At 39.5% G+C, this 26,090-nt stretch carries 25 protein-coding genes; 20 read left to right on the top strand and 5 right to left on the bottom strand.

All coding sequences use genetic code 11. From position 1 onward, the window contains the following. Positions 1-128: 128 nt before the first annotated feature. Positions 129-281 carry a hypothetical protein gene (locus JOC34_RS15455; protein ID WP_205137685.1) on the top strand — a complete coding sequence of 51 codons (153 nt, stop codon included), beginning with the start codon at positions 129-131 and terminating at the stop codon, positions 279-281. Between the two features lie 1,009 nt (positions 282-1,290). On the opposite strand, the gene JOC34_RS15450 is transcribed toward JOC34_RS15455, so the two are convergent. After that, the gene (locus JOC34_RS15450; RefSeq protein WP_205137684.1) at positions 1,291-2,085 is read right to left on the bottom strand and encodes a serine hydrolase; all 795 of its coding nucleotides are present in this window, start codon (positions 2,083-2,085) and stop codon (positions 1,291-1,293) included. 346 nt (positions 2,086-2,431) lie between these two features. Between JOC34_RS15450 and JOC34_RS15445 the strand changes: the two genes are divergently transcribed. The 5 genes from JOC34_RS15445 (at position 2,432) to JOC34_RS15425 (ending at position 8,338) form a co-directional block, all read left to right on the top strand. Beyond that, positions 2,432-4,108, top strand: coding sequence for a peptide ABC transporter substrate-binding protein (locus JOC34_RS15445; RefSeq protein ID WP_205137683.1), 1,677 nt, complete (start codon positions 2,432-2,434; stop codon positions 4,106-4,108). A gap of 330 nt (positions 4,109-4,438) precedes the next feature. Beyond that, a complete protein-coding gene (locus JOC34_RS15440) occupies positions 4,439-5,368 on the top strand; it encodes an ABC transporter permease (RefSeq protein ID WP_205137682.1) in 930 nt (309 codons plus the stop codon). A 5-nt stretch (positions 5,369-5,373) separates the two neighbouring features. After that, positions 5,374-6,294 (top strand): ABC transporter permease, encoded by a 921-nt coding sequence (locus JOC34_RS15435; protein ID WP_205137681.1) that lies wholly within the window; start codon positions 5,374-5,376, stop codon positions 6,292-6,294. Between the two features lie 18 nt (positions 6,295-6,312). Then, entirely contained in the window at positions 6,313-7,341 is a 1,029-nt protein-coding gene (locus JOC34_RS15430) for an ABC transporter ATP-binding protein (protein WP_205137680.1), read from the top strand. Beyond that, a complete protein-coding gene (locus tag JOC34_RS15425) occupies positions 7,334-8,338 on the top strand; it encodes an ABC transporter ATP-binding protein (protein WP_205137679.1) in 1,005 nt (334 codons plus the stop codon). Before JOC34_RS15430 ends, JOC34_RS15425 begins: the two co-directional genes overlap by 8 nt. Before the next feature lie 46 nt (positions 8,339-8,384). Here JOC34_RS15425 and JOC34_RS15420 read toward each other — a convergent pair whose 3' ends face one another. Continuing rightward, on the bottom strand, positions 8,385-10,004 hold the full coding sequence (locus JOC34_RS15420; protein WP_205137678.1) for a long-chain fatty acid--CoA ligase: 1,620 nt from the start codon (positions 10,002-10,004) through the stop codon (positions 8,385-8,387). A gap of 181 nt (positions 10,005-10,185) precedes the next feature. On the opposite strand from JOC34_RS15420, the gene JOC34_RS15415 reads away from it, so the two are divergent. The 7 genes from JOC34_RS15415 (at position 10,186) to JOC34_RS15385 (ending at position 16,825) form a co-directional block, all read left to right on the top strand. Further along, the gene (locus JOC34_RS15415) at positions 10,186-11,196 is read left to right on the top strand and encodes a TAXI family TRAP transporter solute-binding subunit (RefSeq protein ID WP_205137677.1); all 1,011 of its coding nucleotides are present in this window, start codon (positions 10,186-10,188) and stop codon (positions 11,194-11,196) included. A 105-nt stretch (positions 11,197-11,301) separates the two neighbouring features. Next, positions 11,302-11,829, top strand: a complete 528-nt coding sequence (locus JOC34_RS15410; RefSeq protein ID WP_205137676.1) for a DUF1850 domain-containing protein — start codon at positions 11,302-11,304, stop codon at positions 11,827-11,829. Beyond that, complete coding sequence (locus tag JOC34_RS15405) at positions 11,822-13,825, top strand: TRAP transporter permease (RefSeq protein WP_205137675.1); 2,004 nt, start codon at positions 11,822-11,824, stop codon at positions 13,823-13,825. Before JOC34_RS15410 ends, JOC34_RS15405 begins: the two co-directional genes overlap by 8 nt. Before the next feature lie 109 nt (positions 13,826-13,934). Then, positions 13,935-15,278: an MATE family efflux transporter gene (locus JOC34_RS15400; protein ID WP_205137674.1), complete on the top strand. Its 1,344-nt coding sequence runs from the start codon at positions 13,935-13,937 to the stop codon at positions 15,276-15,278. 57 nt (positions 15,279-15,335) lie between these two features. After that, positions 15,336-15,770 carry a hypothetical protein gene (locus JOC34_RS15395; protein WP_205137673.1) on the top strand — a complete coding sequence of 145 codons (435 nt, stop codon included), beginning with the start codon at positions 15,336-15,338 and terminating at the stop codon, positions 15,768-15,770. Between the two features lies 1 nt (position 15,771). Then, positions 15,772-16,398, top strand: coding sequence for a lysozyme family protein (locus tag JOC34_RS15390; RefSeq protein WP_205137672.1), 627 nt, complete (start codon positions 15,772-15,774; stop codon positions 16,396-16,398). A gap of 49 nt (positions 16,399-16,447) precedes the next feature. After that, positions 16,448-16,825: a RidA family protein gene (locus JOC34_RS15385; RefSeq protein WP_205137671.1), complete on the top strand. Its 378-nt coding sequence runs from the start codon at positions 16,448-16,450 to the stop codon at positions 16,823-16,825. Positions 16,826-16,896: 71 nt separating this feature from the next. Here JOC34_RS15385 and JOC34_RS15380 read toward each other — a convergent pair whose 3' ends face one another. Both JOC34_RS15380 and JOC34_RS15375 read right to left on the bottom strand, forming a co-directional pair. Continuing rightward, positions 16,897-17,142, bottom strand: coding sequence for a YuzB family protein (locus JOC34_RS15380; RefSeq protein ID WP_205137670.1), 246 nt, complete (start codon positions 17,140-17,142; stop codon positions 16,897-16,899). A 144-nt stretch (positions 17,143-17,286) separates the two neighbouring features. Further along, on the bottom strand, positions 17,287-18,492 hold the full coding sequence (locus JOC34_RS15375) for an MFS transporter (protein ID WP_205137669.1): 1,206 nt from the start codon (positions 18,490-18,492) through the stop codon (positions 17,287-17,289). Positions 18,493-18,792: 300 nt separating this feature from the next. Between JOC34_RS15375 and JOC34_RS15370 the strand changes: the two genes are divergently transcribed. The 3 genes from JOC34_RS15370 to JOC34_RS15360 all read left to right on the top strand — a co-directional run bounded on the left by JOC34_RS15370 (position 18,793) and on the right by JOC34_RS15360 (position 22,376). Further along, positions 18,793-19,707, top strand: coding sequence for a DUF1002 domain-containing protein (locus tag JOC34_RS15370; protein ID WP_205137668.1), 915 nt, complete (start codon positions 18,793-18,795; stop codon positions 19,705-19,707). Between the two features lie 82 nt (positions 19,708-19,789). Next, a complete protein-coding gene (locus tag JOC34_RS15365) occupies positions 19,790-21,322 on the top strand; it encodes an MFS transporter (RefSeq protein WP_420856156.1) in 1,533 nt (510 codons plus the stop codon). 217 nt (positions 21,323-21,539) lie between these two features. Further along, positions 21,540-22,376, top strand: coding sequence for a 3D domain-containing protein (locus tag JOC34_RS15360; protein ID WP_205137667.1), 837 nt, complete (start codon positions 21,540-21,542; stop codon positions 22,374-22,376). Between the two features lie 81 nt (positions 22,377-22,457). On the opposite strand, the gene JOC34_RS15355 is transcribed toward JOC34_RS15360, so the two are convergent. Beyond that, the gene (locus JOC34_RS15355; RefSeq protein WP_205137666.1) at positions 22,458-22,613 is read right to left on the bottom strand and encodes a hypothetical protein; all 156 of its coding nucleotides are present in this window, start codon (positions 22,611-22,613) and stop codon (positions 22,458-22,460) included. Between the two features lie 192 nt (positions 22,614-22,805). On the opposite strand from JOC34_RS15355, the gene JOC34_RS15350 reads away from it, so the two are divergent. From JOC34_RS15350 to JOC34_RS15335, 4 genes are all read left to right on the top strand, one after another. Continuing rightward, positions 22,806-23,195, top strand: a complete 390-nt coding sequence (locus JOC34_RS15350) for a hypothetical protein (RefSeq protein ID WP_205137665.1) — start codon at positions 22,806-22,808, stop codon at positions 23,193-23,195. 193 nt (positions 23,196-23,388) lie between these two features. Next, positions 23,389-24,579: a glycine C-acetyltransferase gene (locus JOC34_RS15345; protein WP_205137664.1), complete on the top strand. Its 1,191-nt coding sequence runs from the start codon at positions 23,389-23,391 to the stop codon at positions 24,577-24,579. Positions 24,580-24,707: 128 nt separating this feature from the next. Beyond that, complete coding sequence (locus tag JOC34_RS15340; RefSeq protein WP_205137663.1) at positions 24,708-25,655, top strand: NAD-dependent epimerase/dehydratase family protein; 948 nt, start codon at positions 24,708-24,710, stop codon at positions 25,653-25,655. Between the two features lie 142 nt (positions 25,656-25,797). Continuing rightward, the gene (locus JOC34_RS15335) at positions 25,798-26,001 is read left to right on the top strand and encodes a hypothetical protein (RefSeq protein ID WP_205137662.1); all 204 of its coding nucleotides are present in this window, start codon (positions 25,798-25,800) and stop codon (positions 25,999-26,001) included. Positions 26,002-26,090: the final 89 nt, after the last annotated feature.

The following is a 26,090-nucleotide window of genomic DNA, read 5'->3' as shown; positions in this document are numbered from 1 at the left end:
AAGCACATTTATGGTGTGCTTCTTTTTTTCTAAAAAAGTGTTTGCTTAATATTCAAAAAAGGAATAGAATAAAAAATATAGATTTTACGTGCTTCCAGGAAGGTTAATGATGAAAGGGGAAGATGACATTGGTGACTACTATTGGGAAAGGGTTTGTAAAATTTATCGTGGCGAATGTAGCAGTATTATTTGCGATTATGCTTTTACCGATATTTTTATTTACGGATAGTGTACCATTTTTTGATGCGATCATGAATTTCTTGTTTAGTAATAAAAGCTAATTTTCCTTAAATAAAGTCAGTTTTTATTGCTAGATGAGCGCTCTTAATAACGCAAAGCGAGCACAGCTAAAGGTTGTGCCCCTTTGCGTTATATTTTATTTACTTACCCAACTTTCGCACCATTAAAAATACGTTCAAAGTGTTAGACGAGTTAAACCTAGAATGTTTCTAATAATTCCCTTGACAACCTTGTAAAATAAAGGGATTGTTTTTTACACAAAAGAGATAAGATGCGACATAAATTCTATTATGTTAGATCTGTAGCACTGATAATGGAAACGGATTACTTAGGCGACCGCAGCCTGTATACACTTCGCTTTCCGCGGGCGGCTGCCTGAGCCTCCTTGTGCTTACACACGATGCCACTGAAAAAGTTAAACATAGCATAATATATGTGGATCTACCATCGCATCTTCGAATATACTGTGCTTTCCGCGGGCGAGTGTCGAGCCTCCTCGGACTACCGTCCTGGGGGGTCTCGTCGATCACTTACTTCCCGCAGGAGTCTCCGTATATTCGAGATGCTAGGTTAAGGTGAAAAGACAAGGTTTTTAAAATCTACCGCTTTTTCAGTGGCCTCCTTACACACTACGGGGTCTTATCGATGCCTTTTCGACGAACACGATGTTCTAGTGTCGGTGTTAGTCACAGGACTTGACCTTATTAGCCGATCTCCCGCAGTAGTCTTCGTGTATACGGGCTGCTAAGTACAGCGTTTGCCAATGAAAGCGTGATTTAGCTGGATGAAATGACAAAGTACTTTCCCGTAAATAGCATTCATTCCGGGTGAGAGAAGGGCGGTGCTCCAGCGGGAAGAGCACGTGTCCGAAGACCCCCGAGAGTGGGTTTCTCGAGGTGGCTGAGGCCGTGCCCGCGGAAAGCATCCGCCCGGATCGATCCCGGACGGCGAATAGCACACCTCTTGGGAAATAAACATACTCTAATGTCGTAGTTTATATACATGCGATAATAAAAAGCGACAAAATTAACGAAAAGGCTCTATCAAAAGTCAAGTTGAGTTCTTTAAATAATGGATTAAATATCGGCCGATTTCAGCGATATAGGATTGGCCACTACCACTATTGTTCCAGTCCGCTGTTAAAATAGCAGCCTCAACCACAGTATTTTTATATTTTATAATCGCTACATCATGTTCAACACCTTCTAATTCACCGGTTTTATGGAAAAATACTACTTGGTCATTTTCATCGACGTATTTTGGCAATTTATCCTGCAATTGTTGATGGCAAAGAATGGTGAGGATATGTTTTCTAGAAGCTTCCGTTATAAACGTATTGTCTTGCATATATAAGTTTAATAAACGAACCATATCCCGCGCACTAGTATAATTTTCATTACCCTTAGCTTGTGCTTTTGTATCCATAAAATGACGATTTATCTTGCTTGTGTGACAACCGATTTGTTCAGTAAAGTGATTAATGTTTTCGATCCCAACCTTATCCAATAATATATTGGAGGCTGTGTTGTCTGATATGATTATCATTAGCTCAAGTAAATGTCGGTAACGAAGTGCAGGAGGGTCGGTTAAATATCCAATCACACCAGACCCACCAACGATATCATAGTTACTCATATTAACCATTTCATTTAAGTCTAAGTTTCCCTGCTCCGCTTGACGAAACGCCTCTGTTAAGATAAATAGTTTGGCAACACTTGCAGCCTTTCGTTGTTTCGCATCATTTAATACAATATCTCCATCTGGTGTATGAATGAAAATGGACAGATGATCAGCGACATCTTTCGTCAAGTTATGAATTTCATTGCTTAATTGCTCAAAATACATCATGGATCCCCCTTTACCAAGTAAAACTTTCCATTAGCGACTATGTTATATGAATTTTCCCAAAAACGTCAAGCCAGTTTTATTGATAATCAGATCGGGATTGAAAAAACATATAAAGATGGCAAGAATAAAAATTTCACATCTATTTTATTAATTCCTTTTATCCAACAATAACAACGCTTTCATATCAATCTAAGAAAATACAAGCTGAACGTTTTTGATTAATTAAAAACAATATTTAAAAAATGGTGAATTATATTATAATACATAGTATAATGTATTATAGGACAATTCGGACTAACATTCAGATTGTCCAAATAAAAATAAATGCAGGGGGTTAAAGTCTATGAATTTTAAGAGGTGGACACTGCTTCTGGTGTTGGTGTTTGCAACGGGGATCTTTCTTGCAGCTTGTGGTGGAGAAGATGCTAGTGGTGATGAAAGTGGCGACGTAGCAGAAGCGGAGGATCAAAGTGGCGATGAAGGTGGAAGCGGTAATCTTGCAGAAGATCAGTCAATTAGTGTAAACATTAAAACGGAACCGCCTTCATTACATCCTGGTCAAGCAACTGATACAACTTCAGGTGCCGTTTTAAACAATACTTTTGAAGGTTTAACAAGGATTAATCAGGAAGGTGAACCAGAAGAGGCAATGGCGGAATCGATCGATGTTTCTGATGATGGATTAACCTATACATTTAAGATTCGCGACGATGTTGAATGGTCTAATGGGGATCCGGTAACAGCTGAGGACTTTGAGTTTGCCTGGAAATGGGTATTGGATCCAGATAGCGCTGATACAGATTATGCCTACCAACTATATCCGATTAAGAATGCCGAAGCTGCCAAAGAAGATGGTGGTTCCTTAGATGATGTTGGTATTACAGTAGAAGATGAGCAAACATTAGTCGTTGAATTGGAAAACCCGACAGCCTATTTCTTAGACTTAACAGCATTTTATACATTTTATCCAGTAAATAAGAAAGTTGCAGAAGATAATGATAAATGGGCATTAGAAGCTGGAGAAGATTATGTGAGCAATGGCCCATTCCTGCTTGAATCATGGGCACATAAAGATGAAATTGTCTTGAAAAAGAACCCGGAATACTGGGATGCTGATACAGTCTCATTAGAAACAATCAGCATGCAAATGATTGAAGACGAAAGTACAGAACTGGAATTGTATGAGAATGGCGACTTAGACTGGGCTGGAGATCCGACTGGCAGCATTCCATTGGCAGCCATTCCTAGTTTGAAAGATGAAGGTACATTGAATATTGAAGATAAAGCCGGTGTGTACTATTACTCATTTAATACAGAAGAGGAACCATTTGATAACGAAAACATCAGAAAAGCCTTTGCTTTATCACTTGACCGAAAAAGCATGGTAGAGAATATTACCAGAGGGGAACAAAAGCCAGCAATGGGGTTAGTTCCGCCATCGATTTTTGAGGAAAATGAAGAAGGCTACTTTAAAGATAATGATGTAGAAGAAGCAAAGAAATATTTGGAAAAAGGATTGGATGAGCTTGGCCTGGACAAATTACCGGATGTAAAGCTTTCCTATAACACGGATGAAGGTCACGAAGCAATGGCACAAGCTGCACAAGATATGTGGAAAAGTAATTTGGAAGTAGATGTAGAACTTAATAATGAAGAGTGGAATGTTTACCTCGATTCCATGGGTGAAGGAAACTATCAAATTGGTCGTATGGGCTGGATCGCCGACTTTAACGATGCAATTAACTTCCTGGAAATTTTCCAGACCGTGGGTGGTAACAACTATACGAACTGGGAAGATGAAGAATATGCACAAATTTTAACAGATACAAGAACAGAAACAGATGTAGATAAACGTCGAGGAATGCTGCGTGATGCAGAGGACATCTTCATGGATGCAATGCCGATAGCACCTGTTTACTTCTATACTAACCTATGGGTTAAGCAGGATTATGTAAAAGATATTGAGGTTTCACCACTAGGTGAATTTCAATTTAAATGGGGTTATATCGAAGAACATTAGATGGTTACTCATGGATAAGGTATATAGATGAAAATGCTATATACCTATCATGATCCAGGTCAATAATGTACGAGAATGATAAAACCCTTTGATATAAAGTTTTCAGCGTACCAGTTTACGTGCGAACAAGCACATTTAAATGGGAATGTGGAACTAACAAGGGGGTGCAGTCAATCACTCCCTTTTTATTTTGAATCTATTTTGAAGTTCAGGATTTATCGTAGTCTGGCGGGCAGTAAGACTCCCGCTGAATGAAGTTTCACTTTATACAGCTGTTTATTCGCTAGAGGCGGTATTAATTTAAAATATAGAATGTGGAGGTGTAGCATTTTGGCCAAATATTTGTTAAAGAGGCTGGGCTTTATTCTTTTGTCCCTTTTTTTTATTGTGACAATTACATTCTTCATCATGAAGGCTGCCCCAGGTGGTCCTTTTGCTTCCGAAAGAAAGCTGACACCAGCTATTGAACAACAATTAAATGAAATATATGGGTTAGATGATCCATTGTACAAGCAATATATTGATTATGTAATTAGTACTGCACAATTGGATTTTGGGCCTTCGTTTAAATATGTTGGACAAAGTGTTAATGGAATTATTAAAAGAAGTTTCCCTTATTCCTTTATATTAGGCATGGAAGCAATTCTCCTTTCATTATCTATAGGTGTGCTGCTCGGTGTCATTGCAGCACTCAAGCATAATAAATTTAGCGACTATGCCGCAATGGTTATTGCAGTTCTGGGTATTTCCGTACCGAGTTTTATTATGGCAACCATTCTGCAATATATCTTTGCAATCAAATTACAGGCGTTACCTGTAGCGAAATTTGATAGTTTTGCACATACGTTATTACCAGCAATTGCTTTAGCGACCACCCCACTTGCTTTTATTGCACGTTTAATGCGTTCAAGCATGCTTGACGTGTTAAATGCGGATTATATCAAAACAGCAAAATCAAAAGGATTAAGTAAGCGGGTGGTTACCTACAAACATGCAGTCAGGAATGCAATAATGCCGGTGGTATCCTACATGGGCCCACTAGTTGTAGGAATTCTAACAGGAAGCTTTATTATCGAAAAAATATTTGCCATTCCTGGGCTAGGTAATGAATTTGTGGAAAGTGTCACGAATCGAGATTATACCGTCATTATGGGGACGACAGTATTCTTTGGCGCGCTTTTACTGGTTTCCATATTAATTGTCGATATTATTTATAGTCTGATTGATCCCCGTATCAAGATCACAGGGAAGGGAGAATGATAGGCATGCCACAACCACAATTAAATGATTCAGATTTTGAACCAATACAATATAGTGAGTACGATGCGGAGAAAATAGTAGGTAGAAGTACATCTTTTTGGAAAGATGCCTGGCGGCGCTTTAGAAAAAACAAACTTGCTTTAATTGGTGTGGTAATTATTATTCTGCTTGGGATCATGTCGTTTATTGGTAGCCCGATATCAGGTCATAATTACTCCGATAACGATTTAATCAACTCTAATCAATCTCCATCCGCTGAGCATTGGTTTGGTACCGACAACCTGGGCAGAGATATATTTTCCAGAACATGGTATGGAGCTAAAATTTCCCTATTTATTGGGTTGATGGCAGCTTTCATAGATTTGATTATTGGAGTGATCTGGGGAGCTACGGCTGGATTCTTTGGTGGAAAAATAGATGAATATATGATGCGTATCGCGGATATCTTAACAGCTGTCCCTTATCTACTGGTCGTTATCTTATTAATGGTTATTATGCCTAAAGGGTTATGGACCCTGATTATTGCGATGACGATTACAGGCTGGATCAATATGGCAAGAATTGTTCGTGGGCAAGTAATGCAACTGAAATCTGAGGAATATGTTATCGCCTCCAGGTCCTTAGGTGCGAAAAAGACAAGGCTTATGTTCCGGCATCTGGTTCCAAATACGTTGGGTCCAATTTTGGTAACGCTAACTTTAACGATTCCAACTGCTATTTTCACAGAGGCATTTTTAAGCTATCTGGGTCTTGGGGTGCCAGCACCTTTAGCAAGCTGGGGTACGATGTCATCCGATGCTTTGTCGTTCTTGAAATATGAGCCTTATCAGCTGTTTTTTCCGGCATTTTTCATTTGTTTAACGATGTTGGCATTTAATGTAATTGGTGATGGAATGAGCGATGCGCTGGATCCGAAAGAGCGCTAATGCAGGGGGGATATGGTGATGAGTAGAATTTTAGAAGTAAACGATCTGTCTGTATCGTTTCAAACATATCATGCAGAGGTGCAGGCAATCCGTGGTGTGAATTTTCATTTAGACGAAAAGGAAACATTGGCAATCGTTGGTGAATCCGGTTCTGGAAAAAGTGTGACAGCGCAATCTATCATGCGTTTGATTGAAATGCCACCAGGCGAGTTTGTGGATGGTTCAATCATGTTTGCTGGAGAAGATTTAACCCAAAAGTCAGAGAAACAAATGGAAAACATTCGTGGAAAGGAAATTAGTATGATTTTCCAGGATCCAATGACCTCTTTGAATCCTACAATGACGGTAGGCAAGCAAATTGCAGAAGCGTTGATCAAGCATCAGCATATGTCGAAAAAGGAGGCGCATAACCAAGGGATAGCGTTGTTAAAGTTAGTTGGGATTCCTAATCCGGAAGCACGTATTAATCAGTATCCACACCAATATTCGGGCGGAATGCGGCAGCGGGCAATGATTGCCATTGCGCTTTCCTGCAATCCCAAAATACTTATTGCAGATGAACCGACGACAGCACTGGATGTAACGATTCAGGCACAGATACTTGATCTGATGCGGGGGCTGCAGGAGAAAGTAGGGACCGCGATTATTTTAATTACGCATGATCTTGGTGTTGTAGCCAATGCTGCAAGTCGTGTAGCGGTCATGTATGGTGGTAAAATTGTCGAAACTGGAACCGTCGATGAAATTTTCTATAACCCAAAGCATCCTTATACATGGGGCTTATTAGGATCGATGCCAAAACTGGATGGGAGTCATGAAACATTACAGGCCATACCTGGTTCCCCACCGGATTTAGCGGATCCACCCAAGGGATGTCCGTTTGTAACGCGTTGTCCTCATGCCATGAAGGCCTGTAAGGAACATATGCCGGCGTATACGAATCTATCAGATACACAGAAGACGGCTTGTTGGCTGCTGGATGAGCGTGCACCAAAAGTAGAGCTACCTGAGTCTGCCATCGTAGGGGGGACAACAGTGCATGGATAACAATCGAGAAAGGTTACTCAAAATAGAAAACTTAAAAAAGCATTTTAAAATTGATCGTAATACTGTATTAAAAGCGGTAGATGGAATTAGTTTTGATATATATAAAGGGGAAACATTTGGCTTAGTTGGTGAATCGGGTTGTGGCAAGTCAACAGCGGGAAGAACGATTTTACGTCTCCATGAAGCAACAGAAGGAGAAGTATATTTTGCCGACGAAAATGTTCATACAAAGAAATCTGCTAAGCAACTAAAAAAGTTTAACCGTAGTATGCAGATGATTTTCCAAGACCCTTATGCCTCACTGAATCCAAGAATGACGGTGAAGGATATTATCGCAGAAGGCATTGATATTCATGGTCTCGCGAAGAATAAACAGGATCGTTTGAATCGGATAAATAGCTTACTGGAAACAGTCGGGTTAAATAGGGATCATGGTAACCGTTACCCGCATGAGTTTAGTGGCGGACAGCGACAAAGAATTGGGATAGCACGGGCGTTAGCAGTGGATCCTGATTTTATTGTAGCGGATGAGCCAATATCTGCTCTGGATGTGTCCATTCAGGCGCAGGTTGTCAATTTGTTAAAACGATTACAGAAGGAACGTGGATTGACCTTCTTGTTTATTGCGCATGATTTGTCGATGGTGAAACATATTAGTGATCGTGTTGGTGTGATGTATTTAGGAAATATGGCAGAAATTGCAGCGAGTGATGATTTGTATGCCGAGCCTTTACATCCGTATACGCAGGCGTTGCTAAGTGCCATTCCAATTGCGGATCCGAAAGTAGAACGTTCAAGGGATAGAATTATTGTAGAAGGAGATGTACCGAGCCCGGTAGATCCGCCAAGCGGCTGCCGTTTTCGTACAAGGTGTCCATTTGCGATGGATGTATGTGCGAAAGTGGATCCTGTATTTCAGAAATACAAAAAAGATCACTGGGTCGCATGTCACCTATATGACGAGGACTATAATGAGGATTACAAGGTCATACAATAGTAAACTTTTGCAAACTCACACCAAACTGGAGTGAGTTTGCATGCGTTCAATTTTGTATATTAAAGTGTTCTTCCACTACTCCACGGAGCTGTCTTTTTAAAAACTTCCCAACAGATGTCTTTGGAATTTCTTTGAAAAACAGGATGTCATCAGGCAACCAGAACTTGGCAAATTGCGGTTTGAGAAAGTCGAGCAGCTTTTCTTTCATCCCCTCTTCGGAAAACGCCTCTTTTAATACAACACATGCAATCGGGCGTTCCTGCCACTTTTCATCTGGTATGGCAACAACACTTGCTTCAAAGACTGCATCGTGTGTCATGAGTGCATTTTCAAGATCAACGGAAGAAATCCACTCTCCACCGCTTTTAATTAAATCATTTGTGCGATCGACGATTTTAATTAACCCCTCTTCATTAACGGTGACAACATCTCCGGAATGGAACCAGCCATCAATGAATGCGCTATCGCTTCTATCGTCACGATAATATTCGTCAGCAATCCAATTTCCGCGCAACAATAGCTCGCCCATCTCTTTACCATCCCATTCCACTTCTCCACTATTGCCTATGACCTTCATGTCGACACCAGGAACAGGCATCCCTTGTGTGGTACGTACGGCTAACTTTTCGTCGTCTGTTAAGTCCTGCTGATAGCTTTTTAGACGGGAAACAGTCACGAGTGGTGTTGTTTCTGTGGCGCCGTAAGCATGGTAGAAAGGAATATTCAATTTTTGTTCAAAAGCCTTGATCAGACCTAATGGTGCTGCCGAACCACCACAGAGAACAGCACGTAAACTGGATATATCATAGTCACCATTTTCCAATTCACGTAGTAAACCAAGCCAAATGGTAGGAACACCAGCAGTGATGGTTACCTTGAATTTTTCAATAAATTCGGCAAGCCGTTTCGGTGTGAATCGGGGCCCGGGCATCACCTGTGTACAACCAAACCAGGTACAAGCAAAAGGAGTTCCCCACGCGTTGACATGAAATTGTGGCACAACAGGCATCGAAACATCTGATTCCGATATACCTGCAGTATCTGTCAACCCTAATGCATAGCTGTGTAAGACAATGCCGCGATGACTATAAAGCACACCCTTTGGTTTACCTGTCGTTGCTGAGGTATAGCACATTCCCGCAGGATCGTTTTCATCTATATTTGTAATAAATGGGTAAGTTGGGTCCCCGGTTTGAAGTAGTTCTTCATAGGAATAAAGCGGTTCTAATGTAGATTCAGGAAGCTCCTCCTTGTCTGTCATGAGGATAAATTTTTCCACTGTCGTTAACTGGTGTTGGATTTTTTCTATGAGAGGCAAAACATCTTCATCGATAAATAAGATTTTATCTTCTGCATGATTAATGATGTAGATAATGTGTTCAGGCGATAGGCGGATATTGATCGTGTGTAAAACGGAACCGATACCAGGTGCAGCAAAGTAAATTTCTAAATGCCGATGATGGTTCCAGGCTAAAGTGCCGATTCGGTCTCCTTTTTGGGCGCCTAAATCTTTTAAGACACTCATCAAGCGCCGTGTGCGTTTGCCGATATCCGCATAGGTGAGATAATGCAGCTTGTCATGGGTTTGCGAGATAACCTGCTTTTTGGCAAAAAACTTTTCAGCGTGTTCAAGCATGGACCCTACAGTTAGTGGAATGTGCATCATACGAAAACATCTCCCTTATAGTAAAATAGTTTCATATATATTATATCATATAGTTAGAATAATAAGAACTTACCGGTATGTGACTATTCATTTAATAATAGCCATCTTGAGAATAGATTGACAATGGTAATCATATAAGTGTAAAATACATATACATTAAAATTACAAGGGGGAAGTCTACATGAAGAGAAAGCATTTATTTTTTACTAGTTCAATTTTACTAATATTGGCTTTATTCCTGGCTGCCTGTGGCGACAGTAGTAGTGGTAGTAGTGATGGTGACAGCGGTGATAAGGATGACGGTGGCAAAGAAGATGCACCTGAATTTCTAAGTATGTTAACCGGTGGAACAAGTGGGACCTATTACCCGCTTGGTGGAGAAATGGCTAAGATTATAACAGATGATACAGGTATTCAAACAGATGCTGTGTCATCCAATGCTTCAGCAGATAATATGGTCGCTTTAGCAGAGGGTGAAGCAGAAATTGCCTTCTCCCAAACCGACGTTACTGCGGATGCAGTAGCGGGGGAAAATGCTTTTGATGAACCGATTGACAATGTACAGGCGATCGGATCCCTGTATCCGGAAACGATTCAAATTGTAACCACTTCCAAAGCAGGAATTGAGTCAGTTGAAGACCTGAAAGGTGAGAAGGTATCTGTTGGTGCACCCGGTTCAGGAACATATATCAACGCAGAGCAAATTCTGGAAGTACATGGTATGACAATGGATGATATTAATGCACAAAACCTCGATTTTGAAGAATCAACTGGAGGCATTCAGGATGGTAACATTGCTGCAGCCTTTATTACAGCAGGTACGCCTACAGGGGCGGTAGAAGGATTGTCCGCAACGGAAGATGTTGATATTGTTCCAGTAGAAGAAGATAAAGCAGAAGAATTAGTTGATAAATATCCATATTATGCTGTTGATACAGTGGAAGAAGGGACATATGGACTTGAGGAAGATGTTCCTACCGTTGCAGTGCTTGCAATGCTTGCTGTAACGGAGGACGTTCCGGAAGACACAGTTTATGACATTACGAAAGCAATTTATGAACATGCAGAGTCTATGGCACATGACAAAGCCAAATTTATTAAGGTGGAAGATGCATTAAATGGCATTGGCATCGACGTGCATCCGGGAGCACAGAAATATTTCGATGAAAAAGGTGTAAAGAAAGACGAATAGGTATTTGTAAGTTAGTGGGAACCGGCTGTCAATCCTATTAGTAGGCGTTTGCTGCCGGTTCTTCTTTGTTAAGTACAGATAAACTGAATTTACAGGTGAAGGATCATGTCTAAAGTTATAAAGAGGTTTTTTCTGACAGCAATCATTATTTTAGTTCTTATGATGTTAGCATCTATACCATTTAAACATGCACTGGTGTTTTATAAGGGGAATACGGAACAATTGGAGGCCTATCTCCCGCTTGAAGCAGGTGATACATTTCAGCTTATTTGGAAACATTCTATCCATTTAACGGATGTGGTAGAGAAATATAAGGTACTGGATAACGATGATATCAAGCAATATGAAATTGTTTATGAACATTTCGGGATCGGTATGCCTTCTAATGCCCTAGAAGGGGAGACCTTTGTCTATGAGGATGGGAAATATCATATTAAAGACTTGGACAATGTATTCCCTACGATAAATCTCCGCAACGGGAAAACAGTATCAGAAAACCGGCTTGTCTGGGGTGCCGATGATCAGTATATTATTCCATTGAATAAGTATTTTAAACCGGGTGATTGGTTTACATTGAAAATCGAGCAGCTATCTTTATGGGACTACCTGAAAGGAGTGGAAATTCATGAGTGAGGACAACAACCATGAGCAATTGAGTGTAGAAGAACAGGAAAAGTTAATGGAAAAATACGATACAGAATCCAATACCCGAAATTTGGGCGGTTGGATTGCCAAAGTGGTCTTTTTCATATTGATTGCTTTTTCCTTATTTCAACTTTATACGGGTGCATTTGGACAATACACAGCTTATATACAGCGAACCGTTCACTTAGGATTTGCCTTAACCCTTATTTTTCTTTTGTATCCTGCAAGAAAAAAGGGAAAGAAAAAATCAGTTGCCTGGTATGATTATATACTTGTTTTATTATCTATTGGTGTTTGTAGCTACTGGCCCTTTTTTTATGAATCACTGGTACAAAAAATTGGCGGAATAGATAACCTCCAGGCGATTATTGGTGGCATAGCTATATTGCTGGTTTTAGAGGGAACAAGGAGGGCAGTAGGGCTACCAATTGTTATTATTGCAGTTGCTTTTATGATCTATGCGCTGTATGGACCTTACATGCCGGGTATGCTGGCACATAGGGGCCTTAGCATAGATCAATTGATTAATACGATGTTCTTTACGACAGAAGGTATTCTTGGGACACCATTACAGGTTTCTTCTACATATATTTTCCTGTTTTTATTGTTTGGGTCATTTCTTGTTCAAACTGGTGTTGGTAACTATTTCAACGATTTAGCGATTTCACTTACAGGTACACGGGTTGGTGGACCGGCCAAGGTCGCGATATTCTCCAGCGCTCTAAATGGAACCATCTCCGGAAGTTCGGTAGCGAACACGGTAACAACTGGTTCCTTTACGATTCCGATGATGAAGAAACTCGGTTATCATAAAAACTTTGCTGGTGCTGTTGAAGCTGCGGCATCTACTGGTGGACAAATCATGCCACCGATCATGGGGGCTGCCGCCTTTTTAATGGTCGAATTTGCAGGTGTTGGCTATTGGGAAATTGCTAAAGCAGCAACCATTCCAGCCATCCTGTATTTTACTGGGATTTGGATTATGACCCATTTTGAAGCGAAGAAAATAGGACTTCTTGGTTTACCGAAAGATCAAATTCCAAGCAAGCTTGTTGTTCTAAAGAAAATCTACCTTATATTTCCGATATTTGCGATTGTCTGGTTGTTGTTTAAGGGGGTTAGCATCGAGCGAACGGCGTTATATGGGATAGGAATTACGATACTGGTTAGTTTGTTCCGTAAAGATACAAGAATTACGCCTAGTAAGTTTGTTGTTGCGTTAACTTCTGGTGCACGTACAGCATTAGGGGTTGCCTCTGCAACAGCGTGTGCGGGGATTATTGTAGGTGTTGTTACAAAAACAGGATTAGGTTTGAAGTTGGGGAATGGTCTTGTGAGTTTGGCTGGAACCATTGCCAGTACACCTGAGATACAATTATTTTTAACGTTAGTGTTTACGATGATTACTTCGATTATTTTAGGAATGGGGTCACCGACCACTGCTAACTATATTATTACATCTACCATTGCGTTACCGGCAATATTAGCTTTAAATGATCAACTGGAAGTTGCAATACCGGTATTAGCAGGGCATATGTTTGTATTCTACTTCGGTATTGTGGCTGATATTACGCCGCCCGTTGCCTTAGCTGCATTTGCGGCTACGGGGATATCTGGTGGGGATCCAATACGGACAGGTGCAAATGCGACGAGATTAGCAATTGCAGCGTTTATTATCCCATATATGTTTGTGTTGCAACCGCAGTTACTGATGATTGACACGAGTTTTTGGGAAATTATATTTATCTTAATAACAGCGATTTTGGGAATGATTGCGATTGGCGGTGGATTAATCGGTTTCTGGTACAGACGGCTATACTGGCTTGAACGAATTATAGCGGTTGTAGGGGGACTTATGCTGATCTATCCAGAGGGGAAATCTGACTTAATTGGATTTTGTATTTTCATTGCACTGATTATCTTCCAATTCGTTGTGAAACGGGAAAATATCAATGATGAAAAGTTGGAGAAGGCACAAGGATAATTTAATAGGAAAAGCAAAAGGGTGATCATGCTGATCACCCTTTTGTATGCTTTCGTATAGGTTTCATGCTAAAATTTTAAGGAGATGTTGATGAAAGGCTGGGGAATAGATGAAAAAGCAACACGACTTTACACAAGGGAATATCCTAAAACAATTAATCGTGTTCTCGGGTCCAATTATGCTAACCAACCTACTGCAAACTTCTTATCAGTTTGTTGATAGTTTATGGGTTGGGAACTTGCTTGGAGCAAACGCTTTAGGGGCTGTTGCTGTTTCGAGTACGATTATTTTTACGGTACTTTCTTTTGTTATTGGTTTAAATAATGCGGCATTAACGATTTTGTCTCAGCAAAAGGGAAAAAATAATGAAGCAGGAATGAAGAATTACTTGAATGCGTTTGTTGTAGTTCTTGCAGTTCTATCTATTATGCTCGGTGTTTTTGGCTTTGTTTTTGCGGAGTGGCTCTTGCAGCTCTTAGGTACGCCGGAAACCATGATGGTAGCGGCAAAGTCTTACTTGCGAATAAATTTCCTTGGGATGTTATTCCTATTTGGCTATAATTTTATTAGTACGGTACTTCGCGCGCTTGGAGACAGCAAAACACCAATGCGATTTGTGATGATTGCAGTTGCGTTAAATATTGTGCTTGATCCGCTCTTTATAGCCGGTTTTGATTTAGGGGTTGAGGGTGCAGCCTATGCGACAGTTATTTCCCAGGGAGTAGCATTTCTATATGGGCTTATTTATGTATTACACCGTAAATTGGCGCCATTTAGTTTACCGACGATTCCAACGAGACAAGAGGTTGGCTTAATCTTAAATTTAGGTATTCCATCTGGTTTACAAATGGGTGTGATATCAGCCGGAGCTGCAGCTATCATGAGTGTTGTAACAGGCTTCGGTGGTGGAGTTGTTGCAGGTTTTAGTGCCGCACAGCGACTGGATAGTCTGCTGATGCTACCTGCACATGCATTGGGAACAGCTGTTACGAGCATGGCAGGACAGAATATTGGCGTACGTAATTGGCCACGGGTAAAGCAGATCGCCACGTATGGTGTTTTATACAATTTTGCAGTTATGCTCAGTGTAGGGATCCTGATTGTTTTTTTCGCAGAGTATGGGATGAAGCTGTTCATCCGCGAAGAAGCAGCGGTTGCGTTTGGCACAAGATATTTACAAATTGTGGCGTTATGCTATCCATTTTTGGGGATTAATTTTATATTGAATGGAATTGTTAGGGCGTCAGGTGCAATGTATCAAGTGCTTGCATTAAATATTATATCATTCTGGATATTACGCTATCCGTTAACAGCGCTCCTTTCTAATTTATTTGGTGATATTGGTATCGCGCTAGGGATGGGCAGCAGTTTCGTGATAAGCAGCTTGTTTGCCTTTCTTTATTATCGGTTTGGGAATTGGCGGAAGAAAGAGATCTTTGCTAAGGGAAAATAAACTTATGCACAATTTGTGGATAACTTTTGTGTGATAAAAGATAGCTGAGGTAATGCAATGAAATTGTGTATAAAGTTGATCGTGTCAGGTGTTTTGGCTGCATTTGTATTAGGTGGATTTTTGAAAAAAGTCGAACAAATTACAGGTGAAACAGTGTATGTCCTGTTACTGAATGTGGATTACTTTCCTATCATCAAAGATTGGGAAATGAACGAAATACTAGACTTCTCCTTACATGTTTTTGTGTCCATTGGCTTAGTGATCATACTCTATTGGGTATTTAATCGATTAGGTGTTTCACGAAATATATATCCGTATGTGATTGCCAATCTTATGATTGGTTTTACATTATTTTTCACAACCGCATTTTCAAATCGGACACCAGACATTTTGGATGTTGCTGCTTTTACCTATTGGATAGTTGGGCATCTTATTTACGGTGTAATTGTTGGTTGTTTCATTGTATATATAGACGTTAAAAGGGATAGATAAAATGAAGTTAAAGAAAAAGCAAAAGCAAGCAGTAAAGCGGACCAGTATGATTGCATTATTATTTTGCAGTGTTTTACTTGTGATATCATTTTTATCATATGAAAAACCAGATACGAATAAGCGTCAATATCCACAACCAGTAGTGAGTGATGAAGTAAAAGATTACCAACCGCTTGTGGAAAAGTATGCAAAGCAATATAATGTGGATAACTTTGTGGATATCCTGTTAGCAATGATGATGCAGGAGTCCGCTGGGAGAGGGAACGATCCAATGCAGGCATCGGAAAGCTATTGTGGCAAGCGAGCATGCATAGATGACCCCAAGCTTTCTATTAAACAGGGCGTTCATCATTTTTCAAAAGTATTAGCTAAAGCAGATGGAGACCTGGAGTTAGCTATACAATCGTATAACTTTGGCGGAGGTTTCATTGATTATGTTCAAGAAAGATCAGCAAGCTACTCAGAAGCAATCGCAATAGACTTTTCCCGAGAAATGTATGAAAAGGCATCTGATAAGGATGGTTATCGCTGTTTACGCGATGAGGCGAAAGAACATGGAGCTTGCTACGGTGATATCTATTACGTACAATCTGTTATGAATTATCGAGACGTAATAGCGGAAGAATGATAGTGAAAAGTGTTATAATTAGAATAACAATTTAAAGGAGGAAAAAACGATGACAAAAGCGATACATACGGAAAATGCACCAGCTGCAATTGGTCCCTATTCACAAGCAATTGAAGCAGGTGACTTTATTTACGTATCAGGGCAAATCCCGATCGATCCATCCACAAGTGAAGTAGTAGAAGGAATTGAAAATCAAACACATCAGGTGCTAAAAAACCTGCAAGCTATTTTAAGTGAAGCAAATACCGATTTTTCGCAGGTAGTTAAATTCACCATCTATTTACAATCTATGGAGGAATTTGCAACAATCAACGAAATTTATGGTAGTTATTTATCCGAACCATATCCGGCAAGGGCTACAGTAGAAGTAAGCCGTTTACCAAAAGATGTGCTCGTTGAAATGGATGTTGTAGTGTACAAGAAATAAGAGGTCTTTTCGACAAACATTTCCCGGGAAATGTTTGTCGACATATATCTGAATCAAAGAAGAACTGGCTGTTATTGATAAACAGCCAGTTCTTCTTTGATTGCTATTCTTATCTTATCTAAACATTCCTCGGGTGTTTTACCGAAAACGCGTTTATTATTAACAAGTGCATAAGGTCTTACAGCACAAAGACCACAGAATGATAAACATTCATTCATCAAGACTGCCACTTCTGGAAATTCTGCTTCGATGATTGCTTCAATATCTATTGTAGTGATTGCATTTCCGTCACAAACCTCGACAACGACAATACCCAATGTATCACTTTCTTTCTATTGTTAAACTAAATGATGACACTGTCATTTGTAGCATACCCCGGTTAACAAATCAATATTTCTGCATTAGCTTGTTGGTTGGTCATTCATGGAAAAAAGCGGAAGCAATTTGCTGTTCCGCTTTCGTTAACCTTTATTCGGGGATAATGAATGGGAATGCTTTGGAGCGCGCTCGTATTTATACCAGGTCACAAGCATAATAAATCCGCTTAATACAAGTAAACCACTCGTGACATAAAACACAGCAGAGAATCCAAAGTATCCGGCTATAAAACCACCAAGGGCGGGCCCGATAATATTACCAAGGAATCGTAAGCTTGTGTTATAACCTAGTACCTCACCTTGCATGGATAATGGCGCTTCCTGTCTAATATAAGCGATTCTTAGTGGAACGATTCCACCGATAGAAACCCCAAGCAAGAATCTTAATCCGACAAGCTGCCAAATATTTGTAACAAATGCTGCAGGGAAATAGACAATTCCAGCCATAAATAACAAGCAGATTAATATTTTTATATAACCAATCCTGTCACCTAATCTTCCCCAGCGCCTCGTCATTAGTAGGTTACCCAATCCGGCAGCAGAAAATGCCATCCCGGAAAATAATGCAATACTTGCTGGTCCATGAATTTCTGCGACAAACAAGGATAAAATAGGTTGCACGCTGAAGTGGGCTACTTGAACCAATACGGATAACAGTAAGACGATCAGCAAAACGGGTTTACGGAAAATATGCTGTAATACTTCTTTACTGGAATAAGATTTATAATCAGCCTTGTTTTCGGATAGTTTCATTTGAATTTCTTTGATGCCAAAGAAAACGAGTATTGCAGAAATAAATATAGTGATCGCTACCCATCTGAATGTGTTGGCGTAGCCAAAGGAATCCGCCAATACACCACCGAGCAGTGGGCCCATCAATGATCCTGTAATACTACCTGTTTGTAATGTTCCGAGTACACGCCCTGCAACTTCTTTTGGTGTTTGTGTTGCGATTAATGCTTGGGACATAGGAATAAATCCCGTAACAATTCCCATAAACATACGCAATAAAAAGAGCTGCCAGACGGATGTCACAAATCCCATAAGGAATACGGATAAACCAATACCAACAGCAGATATAATTAAAATGTTTTTCCTGCCGTATTTATCCCCAATCCGTCCCCAGATGGGGGAAAAGATAAAAGCAGTAACAAACGTGATTGCGAATATCCAACCTGACCAATTTTGTACATAGGTACTGGAAAAGTTTCCAAGTGATTCGATGTACAATGAGATAAATGGAAGTACCATCGTCATACTGCCAGAAACAAAAAAGTTAGCGAACCACATGATCGCTAAATTACGTTTTACAACTTGTTCTTGATAACCGATTGTAATATCCTTCCTTCTTAAAAAAATTACTTCGTTACCCTAAGTATATAGCAAATAAAAAAATATAAAACTAATATGCTCAAGACTTCTGATTTGTCAAATTCTAAGTCGATAATAATTATTTTTAGGTAAATAATGTTCAACGGGAGTGTAAAACGTTATAATATAATAGCATGCTTAAGCCATTACGTTATGAATACACGTTAAAGCTTCCATAGTGAATGAAAATAACGCAAATGTTAAAGGAGAAATCTAAACATGAAATATAAATTAAGAATACTTATGTCGTTGTTATTAATAGTAGGTTTAGTTACAGGACTCTCTACCCCAGTGAGTGCAGATGGTGGCGCAACGGACACAGATAGCATTAATGAAAAACTTGGCGTACCAATTGTTGTCTATGGCGATACGCTAACAGATGATCAGAAGGCTGAGGTTCGTGAACTTTTGGAAGTAACAGATTCCAGTACTGTAGAGGAATATAATGTAACAGGTCAGGATATTGCCAATTATATTGATGGTGATCCGAATTCCCGCATGTTTTCTTCAGCAAAAATTGTTAAACAGGAAAAGGGTAATGGCTTAACGATTAATATTGTTACACAAGATAATATTACAGAAGTGACAAAAGAGATGTATGCCAATGCACTGTTAACAGCAGGTGTAGAGGATGCGACTGTAGATGTTGTCTCCCCAGTGAAAGTGAGTGGGCATTCCGCTTTAACTGGTATTTACAAGGCTTATGATGTGGATGGCGAGGAACTGGATAAAGATCGTATGGAAATAGCAAACGAAGAATTGGACGTTGCTACAGATTTAGCGAAAAAAGATGGCATGAGTCAGGAAAAAGTAACGGAATTGCTAACAGAAATCAAAAAAGAAATTGCCGATCAAAACCCGGCAACCAAAGAAGATGTGGAGAAAATCGTTAAAGAACAATTGGATAAACTGGACATATCATTAAATGATGCAGACCGTCAATTACTGATTGATCTATTTGAAAAAATGCGGGACTTGGATATTGACTTCGGTAAGGTGAAAGATCAATTGGAAGATTTAGCTTCCACCGTAAAAGATAAAATGGATGAATTGGGATTGGATGAAGGCTTCTGGGAAAAGGTAGCAAACTTTTTCAAATCACTTTTTGACCAGATTAGTAATTTGTTTAAATGATTATTTGATTAATGCATCGCGTTATCAAAGGGCTCATCATGATGAGCCTTTTTGTATATTGTAATATGCTGGAGCTGGTAAAATGATGAAAAAAAGTAAGTCCTCACAAGGATGGGCGATTACGCTATTTACGATCGGCGTATTTATGGCAGGGATGGATAATGGAATCATTAGCACGGCATTAACAACCATTAATGATTCATTTAATGTATCGCCTTCCTGGGGCACATGGAGTATTACCTTATATACACTCGGTATAGCTATTAGTGTACCTGTGATTGGCAAGTTATCCGATCGTTATGGTAGAAGACGATTATTTATCATAGAAATAGCGCTTTTTGGCTTAGGCTCATTGCTCGTTGCGCTAAGTCCCAATTTCGTTTTTCTTTTAGCTGCCCGCCTGCTTCAGGCATTTGGCGGTGGTGGGATTTTCATTATTGGTAGCTCACATATTTTATCCACATTGCCAAAGGAAAAGCAGGGAAAAGCTTTAGGGATGTTAGGTGGGATGCATGGACTATCAGCGGTAATCGGTCCCAATTTGGGGGCAGTTATTCTGAGCTTGACTGGTTCATGGCATTGGATGTTCCTAATTAATATACCAATCGCAGCCTTTTTAATCCTCTTCGGTTTTCTTAAAATAGAAGAATCCAATCCTGGAACTACTAAACCATTGGATTTCAAAGGGACGATTTTATTATCCCTTGGGATCTTGGCATTAATGTACGGGATTACGCAGTTAAATAGTACAGCATTTCTTCACAGTATGACCCAATTGGATGTTGCACCATTTTTAATTGTGGGTATCACATTGCTCGTCTTTTTAATCTTTCATGAGCGAAGTGTTGAAAAAATAGGTGGCGACCCGATTCTCGCTTTTTCTTTACTCAGGAACAGATTATTTCAGGTTACATTGATACTTGGACTGCTTTCAGGTGGTTTTTTATCCGGAATTATTTTTATTCCTTCCTTTGTACAGCAAGTATTACAAGTGCCTGTCGAACATGCTGGCTATTGGCTAACCCCGTTGGCAGTCGCTTCCGGGATAGGAGCTGGCCTTGGCGGGGTATTCACAGATAAATATGGCGCAGTTAAAACAATTATCTTATCAGGGATTGTTGGCGTCGTTGGCTTCTTGCTATTTCCCTTATGGGTAGACGGATTTATGACATTTGTACTTGCCAGCATGCTTGCAGGTATTGGATTAGGTATTTTACTCGGTGCGCCACTTAATGTTCTAGTTGGTGAAAGTGCTATTGAGGGGGAGCAAGGATCTGCGCTAGGAACATTATCATTAGTAAGACAAATCGGGCTAACATTATTTCCGACGTTATACGCTGGATTTATCACAGGTGCATTCACAAAAATAGAACCTGCTATCCAGCAAAGCTTCGGTGAAAAGCTCACTGTTTCGGAGGATAATTATGGCCATTTAATTAATAGTATAGAAAAAATCGCTAACCCAGAACGAAGGGATGCGGTGATGATCAAAGTTCAGGAAATCATCCAAAGTGGTTTTTCACAAATGTTCTTTACTGCAGCAGTACTATCTATTCTTGTATTATTATTGGGAATTTACTTATATAGAAGAAGACAAAACACATCCGATTTATAAACTGGATGTGTTTTTGCTTATTAAGAGAACGTTAAGCTATGACTATAGTATTGCTAAATGGCTAAAATAACCGACTTTTGTCTCATTTATATTACAATTGTAACATAAGGCGACTTTCTGTAATGCTTGTAACAGACTCTTAAAGTTTCTGTAACTGCATTGGCTATAGGCGTGTGATAGTATAGGCAATGTTAGAAATTTAAGGAGGGACTACTTAATGAAAAAATTAGTAGCGGCACTCGCAGTAGGTGTCATCGTGTCTGGAACAGCAGTATCAAGTGTTTCAGCAGAATCGTACGACGTTAAAGAGGGAGATAGCCTGTGGAATATCGCAGATCAATATAATACTACCGTTGATGAACTCGTTGAAATAAATGAATTGAAATCTACTACCATTCAACCAAAACAGGAAATTGTTATTGACAATGAAGTTGAAAAGTATGTAGTTGAAAAGGGAGATACACTTGGTAGTATAAGTAAAGATCACGATACAACGGTAAGTAAGTTAAAAGACTGGAACGATCTTAAATCAGACTTAATTGTTACCGGTCAGGAGTTATCAGTGAATGGTACACAAGTAGCAGATAAAGAAAAAGCACCTGCTACAGAGAAAAAGGCAGAACCAAAACAAGAAACGAAAAAGGCTCCTAAAGAAGAAGTGAAAACAGAGCCAAAGAAAGAAACTAAAGCTGAACCAAAAGAAGAGCCAAAAAAAGAAGCAAAAGAAGAAGCTTCCAATGATGAAGGCGATAAAAGCCCAGAAGGCAAAACAATTTCAGTATCTGCAACAGCATACACAGGTCAATGTGATGGATGTTCAGGTGTTACATCAACAGGTGTCGACTTAAATGCGAATCCAAATGCTAAAGTTATTGCAGTTGATCCAAGTGTTATTCCACTAGGTTCAAAAGTACATGTTGAAGGCTATGGTGAAGCAACAGCAGCTGACGTTGGTGGTGCAATCAATGGTAATAAAATTGATGTTCATGTTCCAACAAAAGGCGAAGCTAACAACTGGGGCGTAAAAACTGTTAATGTAACGATCCTAGATTAATTTTGACGAATGAAACAAACAATTAAATAGATGGGTAAAGGAAAGCATGCTATTATGTTGCTTTCCTTTTCTTTGTATCTATTAAACACCTAAACTTCTTCCGATATATGATGATTCGATTGTCTCCAAATGATCTTCATTAATAATTTTGTTTGTATCCGCTGTTGCCTGCGTATAACCCACGATTCCAAATCCCAAAATAAACACGATAAACAAAGCGATTAGCATTTTCTTCATAACATTTCTCTCCCCAGTAGGTAATATCTATCTTAGATTATATGAAAAAATCTCCGACAGTACCATTGTTTTATATGACAATTTCACTGGTAAATCTTACAAAGATGTAAGTATATTCATGGCTAATTAATAGACAAGCCGATTCTGATAGATTAGGATAGATTTATACAATATATAGGAGGTTGGAAAATCGTGCGGAGATGGGGAACTGGCGGCTTATTCGTTGTATTGGCAGCAATCTTGTATATTATTTCCTTATTTATGCCATGGGTAACCGTTGCCCTATTTAGCTTAAACGGATTTCAACAGGAGGGTTATTTCGTATTTATTCTATTTATTTACCCGTTGTACATGGTGCTTGCAAATAAATCAATGAATTTAATGGCTGGACTGGCTTTGGCGATTTTTTCGGTACTATTTTTAGTCTATTATGCAACTTCTTCGTCAGCAGAATATATGGGAGCAACGATTGGTGTTGCGGGTGCGGGGCTCTATACCGCAATTTTTGCAGCAATTCTCTTTTTAGCAGGTATTATTATAAAAGCAAGAGAAGTACGACCTAACGATAAACCTTCTGATTAATTCAGAAGGTTTTTTTAAAAGAAAAAAAGTAGAAGCTTCCGACGTAGATTGGATTTCTTAAAAAATAAATCTGATAAACGAAATAATTTTACTATTAACGCTTTCAGATAGAGTATAAACATTTGATTGGCTTTATGTTAAAATGAAGATGAACAATAAATAAAGCGCTTACATAACGAGGGAGGAACCAACAGTGACGAGCAGAGCATTAGATCAATTTTTAAATGAAAATATTGCGGAATTAAAAGAACATGGACTATATAATGAAATCGATCCTGTACAAGGTGCCAATGGACCCAAGATCACGGTGGAAGGCAGGGAGCTTATTAACCTGTCATCCAATAACTATTTAGGGCTGGCAACAGATGACCGTTTGAAGAAGGTTGCCAAAGAGGCGGTAGAATCCCATGGTGTTGGATCGGGGGCTGTGCGTACAATTAATGGTACGCTTGACCTTCACATTGAGCTTGAGGAAAAGCTCGCGGCATTTAAAGGAACGGAAGCGGTTATTTCCTATCAATCCGGATTTAACTGTAACATGGCGGCTATTTCAGCTGTAATGGATAAAAATGATGCGATTCTCTCCGATGAATTAAATCATGCATCAATTATTGATGGCTGTCGTTTATCCAAGGCAAAAATTATTCGTGTCAATCATTCAGACATGAACGACCTTCGTCAAAAGGCAAAAGAAGCGGTAGAATCTGGGATGTATAATAAAATTATGGTAATTACAGATGGCGTATTTTCCATGGATGGCGACATCGCAAAGCTTCCGGAGATTGTTGAAATCGCTGAGGAATTTGATTTAATTACCTATGTGGATGATGCACATGGTTCAGGTGTGCTTGGAAAAGGTGCAGGAACTGTGAAACATTTTGGACTACAGGATAAAGTGGATTTCCAAATGGGAACATTATCAAAAGCGATTGGCGTGATTGGGGGTTACGTTGCGGGCAAGGAAAACCTGATCGATTGGCTCAAAGTTCGATCCCGTCCGTTTCTTTTCTCAACTGCGGTTTCACCTGCCGATGCGAAGGCGAGCACAAGAGCGGTAGAGCTTTTAATGGAAAGTACAGCGTTAAATGAAAAGCTCTGGAAAAACGGCAATTACCTGAAAGAAGGACTAAAGCACATTGGCTTTGATATCGGTAAAAGTGAGACACCAATTACACCATGTATCATCGGTGACGAAAATCAATCACAGAAATTCAGTAAACGACTATATGAAGAAGGTGTTTATGCAAAAGCAATTGTATTTCCAACTGTTCCAAAAGGGACTGGACGTGTTCGTAATATGCCTACAGCAGCACATACAGAGAAAATGCTGGACGAAGCAATCGCAGTTTATGAAAAAGTGGGTAAAGAGATGGGATTGATTTAGCAGTAAGAAAGTATAACTACTTTCTTACTGCATAAGTGCAACTAAGGCAAACGACTAAAGGCTTGGCGGTGTATGCCAAGTTTTCTAAACTTTACCGTATTTTACCGCTGAAGAGAGGATTTAAAGTAATGAAGAAAATATTAGTTACTGGCGCACTTGGACAAATAGGTTCAGAACTTGTCGAAAAACTGCGTGACATCTATGGGGATACGAATGTAATTGGAACAGATATACGAAAGCGTGCTGGTCAATCTGATGAATTACCATTTGAAACGGTGGACGTTACAGATGCGGATCGCCTTTACAGCGTAGCAAAGGAGCATCAGGTTGACACGATCATGCATCTGGCAGCATTATTATCAGCAAATGCCGAGAAAAAACCGAAACTTGCCTGGGACTTGAATATGGGGGGGCTTGTTAATGCGTTGGAGGTTGCTCGAGAACTTGATTTGCAATTTTTTACACCAAGCTCAATCGGTGCATTCGGTCCTTCCACACCAAAAGATAATACGCCTCAGGATACATTGCAACGACCGACAACCATGTATGGCGTAAATAAAGTTGCTGGGGAACTGCTTTGTGACTATTATTACAATCATTTTGGTTTAGATACGCGTGGCGTTCGTTATCCGGGTCTTATATCGCATGCGACACCACCTGGCGGGGGCACAACAGATTATGCGGTCGAAATATATTATGAAGCAATGAAGCACAAAGCATATAGTTCTTATATTGCAGAAAATACATATATGGATATGATGTATATGCCCGATGCATTGGACGCAATCATTCAATTAATGGAAGCAGACCCGACCAATCTAAAGCATCGTAATGCGTTTAATATTTCTGCAATATCTGCAGCACCAAAGGATTTTGCCAAAGCAATTCAAAAATATATCCCGGATTTTACGTTGTCATATGATATTGATCCAATAAGACAGGAAATTGCCGAGAGTTGGCCAAATCATATAGACAGTTCAGCAGCAACAAAAGAATGGGGCTTTAAAGCAAAGTATGACATTGACAAGATGACCAGAGCAATGCTTGAACATATCGGATATAAAGTCGATAGTTAATCGCAAAGAACGTTCTCTTCTGTGAAGGGAACGTTTTTCATTATTTAATTTAAAATATTTTTTTCCGTTGTATACAAACAATTTCCATGTCTTCAGGGTATATTAGTAGTAAGACGTACCTTTAAAGTGGGAAGTGAGATCGATGAATAAAAGGAGAGTTATTACATCACCTATTATTATTTCAGGGGCTGCATTTGTAGGTATCAAATATTATATGCAAACAAAGAAGCTCCATATAAAGAAGCAGACAATCCGTACCAATTTAAAAAAGATGAAGCGCATTGTAATTTTAGGGGATAGTGTAGCAAGAGGTTACGGAACAGATAACGGAGGATTAACAGATTAAGTCCGTATAATTGTGTAAATAGAAAAGGGTCAATCATCAAACCCTATATACAATGTTTTTAACCACAAAAATATCGTATATAGAAAGGA

Origin of the sequence: Virgibacillus halotolerans, from assembly GCF_016908515.1 — a bacterium.
In the GTDB taxonomy this organism is placed as follows: domain Bacteria; phylum Bacillota; class Bacilli; order Bacillales; family Amphibacillaceae; genus Virgibacillus_M; species Virgibacillus_M halotolerans.
The sequence above is the reverse complement of the archived record's forward strand: the minus strand, read 5'-3'. Positions and strand labels throughout refer to the sequence as shown.

What these genes read in the sequence shown, in the direction of transcription:
- JOC34_RS15435 (WP_205137681.1), top strand. Translation starts at nt 5,374, where the DNA reads ATGCCACAACCACAATTAAATGATTCAGATTTTGAACCAATACAATAT.
- JOC34_RS15450 (WP_205137684.1), bottom strand. Translation starts at nt 2,085, where the DNA reads ATGTATTTTGAGCAATTAAGCAATGAAATTCATAACTTGACGAAAGAT.
- JOC34_RS15375 (WP_205137669.1), bottom strand. Translation starts at nt 18,492, where the DNA reads ATGTGGTTCGCTAACTTTTTTGTTTCTGGCAGTATGACGATGGTACTT.
- JOC34_RS15445 (WP_205137683.1), top strand. Translation starts at nt 2,432, where the DNA reads ATGAATTTTAAGAGGTGGACACTGCTTCTGGTGTTGGTGTTTGCAACG.
- JOC34_RS15340 (WP_205137663.1), top strand. Translation starts at nt 24,708, where the DNA reads ATGAAGAAAATATTAGTTACTGGCGCACTTGGACAAATAGGTTCAGAA.
- JOC34_RS15420 (WP_205137678.1), bottom strand. Translation starts at nt 10,004, where the DNA reads ATGATGCACATTCCACTAACTGTAGGGTCCATGCTTGAACACGCTGAA.
- JOC34_RS15395 (WP_205137673.1), top strand. Translation starts at nt 15,336, where the DNA reads ATGAAATTGTGTATAAAGTTGATCGTGTCAGGTGTTTTGGCTGCATTT.
- JOC34_RS15400 (WP_205137674.1), top strand. Translation starts at nt 13,935, where the DNA reads ATGAAAAAGCAACACGACTTTACACAAGGGAATATCCTAAAACAATTA.
- JOC34_RS15355 (WP_205137666.1), bottom strand. Translation starts at nt 22,613, where the DNA reads ATGAAGAAAATGCTAATCGCTTTGTTTATCGTGTTTATTTTGGGATTT.
- JOC34_RS15430 (WP_205137680.1), top strand. Translation starts at nt 6,313, where the DNA reads ATGAGTAGAATTTTAGAAGTAAACGATCTGTCTGTATCGTTTCAAACA.
- JOC34_RS15360 (WP_205137667.1), top strand. Translation starts at nt 21,540, where the DNA reads ATGAAAAAATTAGTAGCGGCACTCGCAGTAGGTGTCATCGTGTCTGGA.
- JOC34_RS15370 (WP_205137668.1), top strand. Translation starts at nt 18,793, where the DNA reads ATGAAATATAAATTAAGAATACTTATGTCGTTGTTATTAATAGTAGGT.
- JOC34_RS15390 (WP_205137672.1), top strand. Translation starts at nt 15,772, where the DNA reads ATGAAGTTAAAGAAAAAGCAAAAGCAAGCAGTAAAGCGGACCAGTATG.
- JOC34_RS15335 (WP_205137662.1), top strand. Translation starts at nt 25,798, where the DNA reads ATGAATAAAAGGAGAGTTATTACATCACCTATTATTATTTCAGGGGCT.
- JOC34_RS15415 (WP_205137677.1), top strand. Translation starts at nt 10,186, where the DNA reads ATGAAGAGAAAGCATTTATTTTTTACTAGTTCAATTTTACTAATATTG.
- JOC34_RS15405 (WP_205137675.1), top strand. Translation starts at nt 11,822, where the DNA reads ATGAGTGAGGACAACAACCATGAGCAATTGAGTGTAGAAGAACAGGAA.
- JOC34_RS15385 (WP_205137671.1), top strand. Translation starts at nt 16,448, where the DNA reads ATGACAAAAGCGATACATACGGAAAATGCACCAGCTGCAATTGGTCCC.
- JOC34_RS15365 (WP_420856156.1), top strand. Translation starts at nt 19,790, where the DNA reads ATGATGAAAAAAAGTAAGTCCTCACAAGGATGGGCGATTACGCTATTT.
- JOC34_RS15410 (WP_205137676.1), top strand. Translation starts at nt 11,302, where the DNA reads ATGTCTAAAGTTATAAAGAGGTTTTTTCTGACAGCAATCATTATTTTA.
- JOC34_RS15425 (WP_205137679.1), top strand. Translation starts at nt 7,334, where the DNA reads ATGGATAACAATCGAGAAAGGTTACTCAAAATAGAAAACTTAAAAAAG.